Raw genomic sequence first — 12,447 nt, forward strand, 5'->3', positions numbered from 1 at the left:
AGGACAGGACCTTGCGCGTGAACCAGTCCATGATCGCCACGAGATAGAGAAATCCCCGTTTCATGGGAATATATGTGATATCGGAACACCAGACCTGGTTAGGCCGATTGATGACCAGATCCCGTAGCAGATATGGATATTTCCGATGCTCCGGATGGGGCACGGTCGTGCGCGGCTTCTGGTAGATCGCCCGAAGGCCCATGATCGCCATGAGCCGCCGGACCCGCTTGCGGCCCACTTCATGTCCCAGGCGGCGCAGATGCCATGTCATCTGCCGTGAGCCATAATAGGGCGTTTCCAGGAACTGGGCGTCGATCAGCCGCATCAGCTCCAGATTGGCCTCGCTCTGTGGCACAGGCCGATAGTAGACGCCCGACCGGTTGAGTTGCAGCAGCGTGCATTGCCGGATTATCGGCAGACGCGCTCGCTTCGGGTCAATCATCTGCCGCCTCTGATCACGCCCAACCGAGCAGAGGCATCGCGTAAAAAATCCCGTTCCACGAGAAGCTCGCCTATCTTCGCGTGCAGTTTCTCCACATCAGCAGGGCTGACCGGGGGCTCCGCCACCGTCTTCCCGGAGAAGGTCGCCGCCATCCCCTCGATCGCCTGCCGTTTCCACTGGGCGATCATCGTCTGATGCACCCCATGTTTCGAAGCCAGTTCCGCCAGCGTCAGTTCCCCACGGATCGCTTCCAGGGCAACCCGTGATTTGAACTCCGCCGCATACCTCTTGCGCGTAACCTTGCCCATAAAACCCGTTCTCTCTCAGATCGGATTATAGCTTATCGCCCTGTCCGAAAAATGGGGACCACTTCTATTATTTGTCGAATGATTTCCGGATGAAGCCTGCGTAGCTGACGGTTTATCGTGATGTACCGATAGTCACGATCCGGCCTGAACCCGACAAGATGATAGGCGCGAAGCAAGCTGCCGAAACGGGCGCTATAGGCGCCGCTGGAGGGCAAGTCATCACATTCATCAATGATTATACCCGATAATAGGCCCTTCTAATGATAGAGTTCCTTCAGGGAATGCAGCATTTCTTCATCAGTCAGACGGAAAGAGCGCGCATGGATGATGTGCCTTGCAGATTCGAATAGCTCTCGCTCAACGATGGCTTCGAATGCATTGCGCGCTTTGATCCACATTTCTGGTTCATTGCGGACACGTTTCTTTTTTAGCTTGAAGGAACAACGATTCCACACGTTGTCACCAACGTATTTCTCATTGATCAGTAATTGATGTACTGTTCCTCTGGTCCAGAGACGTCCGAGATCTGTCAAAATGCCACGTCTGTTGAGATCGGCGGCAATTTCGTTCTCGCTACGTCCCTGATGAACGAAAGACTGATAGATGGTGCGGACCAGGTTGATTTCATCAGCGGGGCCGGGTGTCAGGATAACGCGGTCGGTCTGGATGCTTTTATGTTCGCCCCGCCCAAGAATGCCCTTGATGGCGCCGTTCTCGTCGATCAGGGTGCGACGTAAGCCGAATCCAGCCTGCCCTCCCTGACGATAGCCCTTCTCGATCAGCCTTCCCTGGCCTGCGAATACTTTGGTGGAAAGTTCGCGGCTGTATTCACCAGCCATGACACGCTTGACGCCCTTGACGATGGTTGATACCGGACTTCCATCATTCTCGAACTGTTCGGCGCAATATTCGACCGAAATGCCCGCGCGGCGGCAGATATATTCGTAGTAAGCGCTCTCATCCGCATCCTGGAATCGTCCCCAACGGCTGATGTCGTAAACAAGAACCAATGTGAAATCAGTGTTTCCTGTCTCAACGTCCTCAATAAGTTGTTTGAGGGCGTTGCGCCCGTTAATTTTCAGGCCACTTTTTCCAGAATCGGCATAAGTTCGAACGATTCCGATCCCGCGCTCCCCGGCATAATTCCTGATCGCTTCCGACTGATTTTCTGTCGAATATTTCTGAAGATCCGTTGACATCCGGACGTATTCGGCAGCCCGAACGATGCGTTCCATCGGCTCGGTACGATCATCATCGTAGCATTTCCGGCTTGTCACGTTTTGCCCTTTCCCAGGCCGATAACGGAGGCCCGGACATCTTTCCCCGCAGTGAGAACGAGTCTGTTCCGTCATTCTGAAGCGGGATTATTCTAGCAGCGGAAGAACCGGAAGATGTTGCCGAAAAAGGGTAGGACATTACCTCTGTGGAAAGGCGTTCTCGGACATCGTGAAAACTATGCCAGGGCGGTTTCCGAACTGTTGCGCGGAGAGCATGAAAACAGCCACGGTGTGATCAAGAGACTTATGCGGCAGACAGGTGCCAGTGAAAAAAGTGTCAAACACTGGCTTTCAGCGCGGCATGGACCGGATACGATATATTTCCTGCGTCTTGTTGTTTCGTCGCCGGTCATCCGGGCATTCGTTTACGGGCTGGCCGGCGGGCTTGAGGTTGATATCACGATACGGTCGACAGAATGTTCCTCACTCACTGCAGCCAGAGAGGCTTATCGGCTTGGCGTGGCGGCAGGTGGCGGACAGGCTATGCCTGCAAGGGTGAATGATCGTGGACATGTCCCTGAACATGACCCTGCAACTGTCCCTGATCATTGGGAACTGAATGAACGGCAACGGTGGTTCCTGCTACGACTCGAGCGAGGAAGCAGATGCAGAGCCACAGACATCATGGCTGTATGGAATGTAAGCCTGAAGACCGCACGCAGGGACATTGGAGGTCTTCAGAAAGCGCAACTTGTAGAGTATGTCGGATCATGCAGGAAAGGGAGATATTATCGGAAAGCAAAGGCATGAGCCGCCGCCAAGAAGTCATGGCGGATGAAACCAGCGTCACTGCCGTAAGCATGGCTTTGGCCATGAAGGTCGCAACCAGGTTTCGCGTCGGCAGACTGCGTGGGACGGAACGGCTGGCGCAGGACGTTGGGACCATTATTGCCGGACGGGGGGCTGAACTGTCGATCAGCGTTACGCATGCCAGCATTTGCCAGACCCGGGCAACGCATCGGTTCGACAGGACATGGCAGTCAGGCCCCGGGTGGAGAGGCACCGGACCGGCCAGCATGAAGGGCACATATGACAGCGCTTGATGGGGGCGGGCCGTGCGCGTCAGGGTGTATAATTCCGTGCGCAGTGCCCCGGGCGCAGGGATTTTGACAGCAGCCCCCATCTGAACAGGTAGAAGGCCTGTTCCCACGGGCCTGCGCCATGATGGCGCACGGCCAGTGACCTGCCGGGCTGTTTTCCAGGGGTCTGGGTTGGATGGAAAGCGGACGGCCCCGCATCCCGGGCGGCTTCCGACCGCATGCTCACGGCCGGGGCCTTACCCGCCCGGCGTGGCTTCCGCCTGCCCGAAACCCGCAAGGAAAATCCGCACCGCGCATTCAAAGCGCGGGCGCATCATGCGCTCGATCCATGATGCTTCCGACGCACAGGCCAGGCTTTGCAGCATCAGGTCCCCGATCGTCATGCCGAACAGCATGTTGCCATACATCGCGACATCTTCGACCACATATCCCTCGCGGTGCACGTAGCACGACAGCCAGCTGGTCAGTACATTGTCCCGGCCGCCACAGCGCAGGCTGGTCAGGATCTGGCGGATGTCGGCCGATTCCTGTGATTCGGTGATCAGCGCCCGGATCAGGCTCATCCGGTCGGGGCGGAGAATGATCTCCCCCAGTGCAAGCAGCAGGTCCGTCAGCTCCCGCGCCGGGTCGGTTATGTCATGGCAGAACGGGGCCGTCACATTGAACAGCCTGCTGCTGACCAGGGTGTGGAACAGGTCCTGCTTGGAATTGAACATCTGGTACAGCGTGCGCTTGGACATGGCGGAATGCTGCGCCACCTTGTCCATGGATGCGGCATGGTAGCCGCATTCCTGCAGCACCGTGCTGGCCGCGTCCAGTATCCGTTCACGGCGTTCACATTCCTCCATTTCCGGCGGCCGGCCCGGACCACGCCTGCGGCTGTCGCATCCGGTGGCGGCGGACAGTTGCACTTCATGTCCATTCTTACTCATTCGTAACATGCTCCGACCATTTTGCACGGAAGCCCAGCTTGACCGCCTTATGGAGACGATATAGTTTTCTATTCATTGAAAACCAAATGGTTTCGTTATTTGGCTTTCTTATGGCGGCCATGTGCGGCAAACGACACGGACGTTGTTCGGAAACATACTACATAGCGGCGGACAGGCCGGTTGGTGACCATGATGCATTACTCCCGTATCGTAGCCCCGGCGGCGCTGATACTGTCTCTCGCGGCCTGCCAGCGGCACGCCGCAGCCCCCAAGCTGCCGCCGCAGCCGGTCAGGGTCGTGACGCTCCAGGCCCAGCCGGTACGGATCACGACCCTGCTGCCCGGCCGTACGGAGGCGTTCGAGATCGCGCAGGTGCGCCCGCAGGTCAGCGGCGTGATCCAGAAGCGCCTGTTCCAGGAAGGCACGGACGTACAGGCCGGCCAGCAGCTGTACCAGATCGACCCCGGCATCTATCAGGCCGCCGTGGATACGGCGCAGGGCCAGCTGCTGCACGCCCAGGCCAGCGAGGTCACGGCCCGCGCCAAGCTCAACCGCTACGGGCCGCTGCTCAAGGCCCATGCCGTAAGCCAGCAGGAATATGATGACGCCCTGGCCACCGAACGCGCGGCGCAGGGTGATATCGAGTCGGCAAAGGGCCAGCTTGAACGCGCGATGGTCGACCTGGGCTATACCCACATGAACGCGCCCATTACCGGCCGGATCGGCCGTTCGATCCTGACCGTGGGCGCGCTGGTCACGGCCAACCAGACCAACAACGTGGCGATCGTGACCCGGCTGGACCCGATTTATGTCGATGTGAACCTGCCCGCGACCGAACTGCTGCGCTTCAGGCGCGAACTGGCGGAAGGGCGGCTGACCCGTGCGGGTGACAACGCGGCCAGCATCACCATAGCGCTGGAGGACGGCACGACATACGAACACACCGGGCGCATGGAATTCTCCGAAGTCAATGTGGATGAGGCGACCGCAACCGTCGTGGTGCGGGCGGTCATGCCCAATCCCGACCGGCTGCTGCTGCCGGGCATGTACGTGCATGCCCAGCTGGCCGAAGGCACGGACCCCAACGCCATGCTGGTGCCGCAGGAAGGGGTGCAGCGCAATTCCCACGGGGACCCGCAGGTCTGGGTGGTGGATGCCGATAACAGGGTCGCTCTCCGCCCCGTGACCGTGGGCCAGGCCATCGGCACCAGCTGGCTGGTGACGGGCGGGCTGAAGAACGGCGAGCGCGTGGTGGTGGAAGGGGTGCTGAAAATTCACGCAGGCGACACGGTGGCCCCGGTCGATGCCGCCGCGCCTCCGGCCAAGGCAGGATAATACCCCATGTCACTGTCGCGCTTCTTTATCGACCGGCCTGTCTTTGCATGGGTGATCGGGCTGATCATCATGCTGGTGGGCGGGGTTTCCATCTTCCGGCTGCCCATTGCGCAGTATCCCTCCATCGCGCCGCCACAGATCGCCATAACGGTCACCTATCCCGGTGCGTCCGCCGATACGGTGAATGACACGGTCGTCCGGCCCATCCTGCAGCAGATGTTCGGTCTTGACCATCTGGAGTATATTTCCGCGCAGTCCTATGCCTCGGGGCAGATGGAAATCGACCTGACCTTCGCGCAGGGTACCAACCCCGACATCGCGCAGGTGCAGGTGCAGAACAAGCTGCAGCTGGCCCAGCCCAAGCTGCCGCAGGAAGTCACGGCGCAGGGCCTGAGCATTACCAAGGCCGTCAAGAACTTCATGATGGTCATTGCCTTCATCTCGACCGATAACAGCATGACGGGTGCTGATATTGCCGATTACGTGGCCTCGAACATCTCCGACCCGCTCAGCCGCGTGACCGGCGTGGGCGATCATACGCTGTTCGGCGCGGAATATGCCATGCGCATCTGGCTCGACCCCTCGAAGCTGTACAAATACAGCCTGACGGTGGGCGACGTGCAGACCGCCATCCAGACACAGAACATCCAGGTCTCGTCGGGTGAACTGGGGGGCGTTCCCGCAGTGAAGGGCGCGCGGCTGGATGCCACCATCATCGGCCCGACCCGCCTGCATTCGCCCGAGGAATTCGGCAGGATCCTGCTCAAGGTGCAGCAGGATGGCTCGCAGGTGCGCATTCGTGACGTGGCCCGCGTGGAACTGGGGCCGCAGACCTACAATACCCATTCCTTCTATAACAACATGCCGGCTTCGGGCATGGCGCTGAAGCTGGCGCCGGGTGCGAACCAGCTCCAGACCGAAACGGCGGTGCGCGCGCAGATCAAGGAACTGGAGCAGTTCTTCCCGCCGGGGCTGAAGACGGTCTATCCGCTGGATACCGAGCCGTTCATCGTCCTGTCGATCAAGGAAGTGGTCATCACGCTGGCGGAAGCGATCGTGCTGGTGTTCCTGGTGATGCTGGTCTTCTTGCAGAACTTCCGCGCGACGCTCATTCCCACCATCGCCGTGCCGGTGGTCCTGCTGGGCACGTTCGGCATCCTGGCCGTCCTTGGCTTTTCCATCAACACGCTGACCATGCTGGCCATGGTGCTGGCGGTGGGCCTGCTGGTGGATGACGCCATTGTCGTGGTCGAGAATGTCGAGCGCGTGATGACGGAGAAGAAGCTCTCCCCGGCCGAGGCCGCCCGTCAGTCGATGGATGAAATCTCGGGTGCTCTGGTCGGCATCGTGCTGGTGCTGACGGCGGTGTTCCTGCCCATGGCCGCCTTTGGTGGCTCCACGGGGGTGATCTACCGCCAGTTCTCCATCACCATTGTCGCGGCCATGTGGCTTTCGGTGCTGGTGGCCATGGTCATGACACCGGCCCTGTGCGCCACCATGCTCAAGCCCGGCACGCATGAAAAGACAACCGGGGCCGCGGGCTGGTTCAACCGCCACTTCACCCGCCTGACCAATGGCTACCAGAAGGGGGTGACCCGCGTGCTGGGCCATACCGGCCTGTCCATGCTGGTATTCGTGGTGATTACGGCGGGTGTGGGCTTCCTGTTCATGCGCCTGCCCGCGGGCTTCCTGCCTGATGAGGACCAGGGCCTGATCTTTGGCCAGGTCACCATGCCGCCCAGCGCCACCCTGGAGCAGACGGCGGACGTCAACCACATGGTGGCGGACTATATCCTCAAGACCGAAGGCAGGAATGTTGAATCCGTCTATTCCATGAACGGCTTCAACTTCGCGGGCCAGGGGCAGAGTGCGGGCGCCTTCTTCATCCGGCTCAAGGACTGGGATGACCGCCCCGCCGCCAGCCAGACATCGGCCGCGATCGCCATGCGCATCATGATGCATTTCTGGATGAATCCCGTCGCCCAGATCTTTGCCATCAACCCGCCCGCCGTGCTGGAACTGGGTAACGCCACGGGTTTTGACGTGGAACTGGAAGACCGTGGGCATCTTGGCCATGCCAGGATGCTGGAAGCGCGCAACATGGTGCTGGGCCTTGCGGCAAAGGACCATCGGCTGACCGCCGTGCGCCCCAACGGCATGGAGGACGCGCCGCAGTTCCATCTGGATATCGACCGTGAGAAGGCCAATGCCCTTGGCATTACCATTGCCGATATCAACACCACCATCGAGGGCGCGCTGGGGTCGATCTATGTCAACCAGTTCCTGCGCGATGACCGTGTGAAGCAGGTCTATATCCAGGGCGAACCCGATGCGCGCATGATCCCCGATGACCTGAACAAATGGTACATCCGCAACGCGACTGGCGGGATGGTGCCGTTCAACGCCTTCGTATCCGGGCAGTGGATCATGGGGCCGCAGAAGGTGGAGGACTATAACGGCCTCAACGCCTATGAAATCCTGGGCCAGCCCGCCGCAGGCTACAGTTCGGGCGATTCCATAGCCGCCATCAAGGATGTGCTGGCCAAGCTGCCCCCGGGTGTCGGGTATGAATGGACCGGCCTGTCCTATGAGCAGATGGCATCCGGCGCCGCCACCGGCCCGCTCTATGCGCTGGCGCTGATTGTCATCCTGTTCTGTCTGGCGGCGCTGTATGAAAGCTGGGCCATCCCGTTTGCCGTGCTGCTGGTCATTCCGCTGGGCGTGCTGGGGGCGATTGTTGCCACATTGGGGCGCGGGCTGGCCAATGACGTGTATTTCCAGGTCGGCCTGCTGACCACGGTGGGGCTGGCGGTGAAGAACGCCATCCTGATCGTGGAATTCGCCAAGGCGTTTTTCGAGAACGGGGCCACGCTGGAGGAATCGGTGCTGGAAGCCGGGCGTGAGCGCCTGCGGCCCATCCTCATGACATCCATCGCCTTCGTGGTGGGTGTGTTTCCGCTGGCCATCGCCACGGGGGCGGGTTCCGCCGCGCGTGTGGCCATCGGCACCGCCGTGGTGGGGGGCATGGTGACGGCAACCCTGCTGGCCGTGTATTTCGTGCCGCTGTTCTTTGTGGTGGTCCTGCGCCTGTTCCGGGTGAAGCGCCTGTCCGAACGGGCAAAGGGAGAGTAATCCGATGACCCTTCTCTCCACAGTCAGGCGGGCCGGTACCGCCGGCATGGCCATGATGCTGCTGGCGGGCTGCACCATGATCCCGCATTACAAGCGCCCCACGCCGCCGCTGGCCAGAACCTGGCCCGCCTATGCCAATACCGGGCAGCCGGTCATTGAAAACCCGCTGGCGGCGGATCTGGGCTGGGCGGAGTTCTTTACCGACCCCCGGCTTCGCGCGCTGATTGCCATTGCCATCCGTGAGAACCGCGACCTGCGTCAGGCCGCGGCCGATATCCGCCGTGCGCAGGGGCAGTTCGATATCCAGCATGCCGGCCTGTTCCCCGCCATCGGTGGCGGGGGCGAGGCGATGTTCCAGGGGCCATCGGGTGCGGCGGGCCTGAGCTTCGCGCCGGGGCTGGATACCGGCAACCCGCCCATGTTCAAGTATTTCCAGATGGGGGTTGGTGTCTCCTCCTACGAGATCGACCTGTTCGGCCGTATCCGCAGCCTGTCGCGTGAGGCGGCGGAACATGCGCTGATGCAGCGCGAGAATGCGCGTTCCATGCTGATCAGCATCATCTCGCAGGTGGCCACGGCCTATATCTCATGGCTGGGGGACCAGGCCGCGCTGCGTCTGTCCGACGAGACCATGGCCTCCCAGCAGGCCACGCTGGATATGGTCAAGGCCCGTTTCGCCCATGGCGAGACGGATGAGATGACCGTGCGCCAGACCGAGACACAGGTGGCGCAGAGCGGCGCCTTCCGCGATGAATCGCGCCGGCATGTCGCACAGGATGAAAACCTGATCACGCTGCTGATCGGTCAGCCAATCCCCGACAACCTGCCCCCCGCCCGCCCGCTGGGGGAACAGACCATCATGCAGGACCTGCCGCCGGGCCTGCCGGCCGAGGTGCTGGAACACCGGCCCGACATCATGTCCGCCGAGCATGACCTGCTGGCCGCCAATGCCGATATCGGCGCCGCCAAGGCCGCCTTCTATCCACGCATCACCCTTACGGCATCGGACGGGATCAGCAGCCTGCAGCCGCACAGGCTGTTCACATCGGCCGCGACGACATGGGGTGTCTCGCCCCAGCTGCAGGTGCCCCTGCTCAACTGGGGGCAGAACAGCGGCAACCTGAAGGCCTCGCGCGCCATGCGGGCCTCCAAGGCGGCGGCGTATGAAAAGACGGTGCAGTCCGCCTTCCGCGAAGTGGCGGATGCACTGGCCGCGCGCGATACCTATCGTGACGAGACGGGACAGATGGACAGGTATGTCTCGACCACCGGAGATGCCTACCGCCTGGCAATGATGCGCTACAGGGCGGGGACGGATTCGTACCTGACCGCGCTGGTCTCGCAGCGGAATTACCTGCAGGCGCAGCAGTGGCAGATCAGCATCGCGGTCTCGCGCTACCAGAACCTTGTCACGCTCTATCGCGCGCTGGGTGGTGGCTGGACCGAGCATACGCCGCAGCCCCCGGCCGCCGGGGGGCAGAAAACCGCAACCCGCAGGGGGTAGGCCAGTTTTGCCAGGCCATGGGGGCGTACAAACGGGCGGCACGGGTGTCTGGACAGGGGGCTGCCCGTCCCTTCTCCCGCCACCTCCTGTCCCGGATTGGGGGGGACGGCGGCCGGGGCCGTCCGGGGGGAAAACTCAGCCGTTCTGCGCTGTCATCAGGACGATGCGCCATGGCCTGTCCTGTCGCAGGTGGTCAGAAGGCCGCCACGGTATCGCGTTATTCATGCGCTCGTGATGCCTGCGCCAGAATATGTCATGCCCTTCCCGAGCATGGCCCTGAACCTGGTGGCCATTTTCAATGGGGGGCGCGTGATGGTGATCCTGATGGCTGTAATATCAAGCCTGGCCCCGGTATCGGTAAACAGGCGGACTTCAAAAAGACTGATATCTTCAGGCACATCTGCTCAGAGAACGAGTTTTCTTTTCCAGCTGGCAGACCTTGATGTCATCTGCTGCATGATCTTCGTGGCGTCCTCTATACCCCCTGTTTGGCCGCTCCGGCCGCCTTGTGATGGGCGCAGATTGTCGTTTTATCAAGAAAAACCATATCCAGGAGCCGGTGCTTGTCTTTGGCCTCTTTCAAAGAGGCGCTGCCCTGCAGCAAGCCTTGGTTGGCCATCAAATGAACAGTTATGAGCCGTTCACCAAAGGTCAAGCCTGAGCGCAGGATCGCACCATTTTGCGCTGTTCTGATGGCAGCGGAAACTCGTGGATATTGCTCATCAAAGGGTCTTCGGTGGGGCCTTGGCCTTTCGGCCGGGCTTTCTTGATCAGAGTTCTTCAGACATTTCGGGCCTGATCAGGAAAGATAAACTGTATCATGCCAATTATAAACGCAATGTGGTCCATTCTGTCATTCAGACACCTAACAGGTTCTGGTAGGAAAAAGCTATAAAGATGGTCATGGGGCGATAGTTTCTTTTCTATAGGCTTGGCATAGCTTAATAAACATGCGTTTCCATATATTCATGGCGATATCTGTGATTCTGCCATGAGGGGGCTTTTCCTATTTTTTTCTTATTGTGCAATATAATTATTTTATTTATTGGGGTATATAAGAATATTTCTTAAAATTTTTATCTTGACTGGATATTGCAAAATAATTAAAAAATAATATAAGCTACAAGCCTATGTTATAATATGAAGATGGATATCAATTTTATGCCACAGAAATGGTTGGTTATATCAAATTGTCAGACATATGGCTTGGCACATTCACTGAATCTCTTATGTCCTGATGCAGATGTATCCGGGATGGACATATGGGAGTTCAAAAACAAAATATATGATTCAAAGAATATTATTTCAAATTATGATATGGTTATTGCCTCCCCTGAAGTGAAATCCATACAAAATAGTAATATGGATTATGCAAAAAGAGTTGAGACGATTCCAAACATCTTGTTCCATGCTTACCATCCTGATCTGTGCTATGCACATGCAGGTAATGATATGGTAAAGACGCCTCTTGACGCCTATAATTCCATTATTGCTATATCAGCATATAATAATGGTCTGACTGTAGAGCAGGCTCAAAAATTTTATAATAGGAATGTATATCAAAAAGCTGGATATTTTGATATGTGGGGGCCATCCGTTCAAGCGCTTTCTAATGAATTCAAGGGTGCTGGCATTAATATAGATCAGCATATAATTAATTGGAGTAGACGTTCTCCATTTATGTACAGTATAAATCATCCGAAAATAAATTGTCTTTTTGATATAGCACGTGAATTTTTACGCAAAAATGATTTTAGTTCATATGAAGATAGTAATTTCCTGCCGCATGATAACTTGGCAACAGGTGCGGGGTTCCCTGTGTATACGGAAGTTGCTGAAAACTATGGAGTACATGGAGATTATCGTTTCAAGATTTTTGGTGAATATAACTTAATTAGCCTGAAAAATTATTTATTTGAGTCTTATAATTTTTATAATAACTGCACAAAAAATGGTCATGCGATACAGGTTGAGGACTATGCAGTTTCCCGTTACCAAGTAGTTTCAAGCCTGATGACAAAGGGATAATTGGAAATGAGTAATCCTTATGCTAATCTGAAAGACTATCAGTTCTGGCGGCGGTCCATTTCGCGCGTTCCGGCGCATCAGGTCGATCCCGTTACCAATACCCGCTTCAAGATTGCAAAAACATCAAAAGTCGTCACGGCTGGTAGCTGTTTTGCCCAGCATATCTCACGCAAAATTTCAGACATCGGGTTTAATTATTACGTTCCTGAAGATGGCGCAGACTTGCCAGAGGATACACGCAGGAAGAGGCAGTTTGGTGTTTTCTCAGCGCGGTATGGTAATATTTATACGGCAGCACAGTTGAACCAACTGTTTGATGAGGTCTATGCTGGAAGAAATAGTGCTGAAAAGTAACCGGCCGCTCTGGGCCGCCTTGATTATGCGGCCTGTCTGTGCAGTGTATTCACGGGTTTCCAGTTCCATGGCAACAGTTCGTGGAGCCGGTTGAT

At 57.8% G+C, this 12,447-nt stretch carries 7 protein-coding genes and 1 pseudogene; 5 read left to right on the forward strand and 3 right to left on the reverse strand.

What is annotated here, in order from left to right; all coding sequences use genetic code 11:
• From CFR78_RS15195 to CFR78_RS15220, 3 genes and pseudogenes are all read right to left on the reverse strand, one after another.
• Positions 1 to 750 (reverse strand): annotated as a pseudogene (locus CFR78_RS15195) (IS3 family transposase); the annotation flags it as partial.
• A 257-nt stretch (positions 751 to 1,007) separates the two neighbouring features.
• Complete coding sequence (locus tag CFR78_RS15200) at positions 1,008 to 1,985, reverse strand: recombinase family protein (protein ID WP_456305887.1); 978 nt, start codon at positions 1,983 to 1,985, stop codon at positions 1,008 to 1,010.
• A gap of 1,318 nt (positions 1,986 to 3,303) precedes the next feature.
• Positions 3,304 to 3,999: a TetR/AcrR family transcriptional regulator gene (locus CFR78_RS15220; RefSeq protein WP_007398883.1), complete on the reverse strand. Its 696-nt coding sequence runs from the start codon at positions 3,997 to 3,999 to the stop codon at positions 3,304 to 3,306.
• 189 nt (positions 4,000 to 4,188) lie between these two features.
• On the opposite strand from CFR78_RS15220, the gene CFR78_RS15225 reads away from it, so the two are divergent.
• The 5 genes from CFR78_RS15225 (at position 4,189) to CFR78_RS15240 (ending at position 12,352) form a co-directional block, all read left to right on the forward strand.
• Positions 4,189 to 5,334, forward strand: a complete 1,146-nt coding sequence (locus CFR78_RS15225; protein ID WP_034927676.1) for an efflux RND transporter periplasmic adaptor subunit — start codon at positions 4,189 to 4,191, stop codon at positions 5,332 to 5,334.
• A gap of 6 nt (positions 5,335 to 5,340) precedes the next feature.
• Entirely contained in the window at positions 5,341 to 8,466 is a 3,126-nt protein-coding gene (locus CFR78_RS15230) for an efflux RND transporter permease subunit (protein ID WP_110581329.1), read from the forward strand.
• 4 nt (positions 8,467 to 8,470) lie between these two features.
• On the forward strand, positions 8,471 to 9,970 hold the full coding sequence (locus CFR78_RS15235) for an efflux transporter outer membrane subunit (protein ID WP_007398887.1): 1,500 nt from the start codon (positions 8,471 to 8,473) through the stop codon (positions 9,968 to 9,970).
• 1,161 nt (positions 9,971 to 11,131) lie between these two features.
• Positions 11,132 to 11,998 carry a WcbI family polysaccharide biosynthesis putative acetyltransferase gene (locus CFR78_RS16130; protein WP_146221311.1) on the forward strand — a complete coding sequence of 289 codons (867 nt, stop codon included), beginning with the start codon at positions 11,132 to 11,134 and terminating at the stop codon, positions 11,996 to 11,998.
• A gap of 6 nt (positions 11,999 to 12,004) precedes the next feature.
• Positions 12,005 to 12,352, forward strand: a complete 348-nt coding sequence (locus CFR78_RS15240) for a GSCFA domain-containing protein (RefSeq protein ID WP_110581330.1) — start codon at positions 12,005 to 12,007, stop codon at positions 12,350 to 12,352.
• Positions 12,353 to 12,447: the final 95 nt, after the last annotated feature.

It is taken from the genome of Komagataeibacter rhaeticus, from assembly GCF_003207855.1.
Classification (GTDB): Bacteria; Pseudomonadota; Alphaproteobacteria; order Acetobacterales; family Acetobacteraceae; genus Komagataeibacter; species Komagataeibacter rhaeticus.

Excerpts from the sequence above, each read along its gene's own strand:
- CFR78_RS15200 (WP_456305887.1), bottom strand. The coding sequence starts at position 1,985 with ATGGAACGCATCGTTCGGGCTGCCGAATACGTCCGGATGTCAACGGAT.
- CFR78_RS15220 (WP_007398883.1), bottom strand. The coding sequence starts at position 3,999 with ATGAGTAAGAATGGACATGAAGTGCAACTGTCCGCCGCCACCGGATGC.
- CFR78_RS15225 (WP_034927676.1), top strand. The coding sequence starts at position 4,189 with ATGATGCATTACTCCCGTATCGTAGCCCCGGCGGCGCTGATACTGTCT.
- CFR78_RS15230 (WP_110581329.1), top strand. The coding sequence starts at position 5,341 with ATGTCACTGTCGCGCTTCTTTATCGACCGGCCTGTCTTTGCATGGGTG.
- CFR78_RS15235 (WP_007398887.1), top strand. The coding sequence starts at position 8,471 with ATGACCCTTCTCTCCACAGTCAGGCGGGCCGGTACCGCCGGCATGGCC.
- CFR78_RS16130 (WP_146221311.1), top strand. The coding sequence starts at position 11,132 with ATGCCACAGAAATGGTTGGTTATATCAAATTGTCAGACATATGGCTTG.
- CFR78_RS15240 (WP_110581330.1), top strand. The coding sequence starts at position 12,005 with ATGAGTAATCCTTATGCTAATCTGAAAGACTATCAGTTCTGGCGGCGG.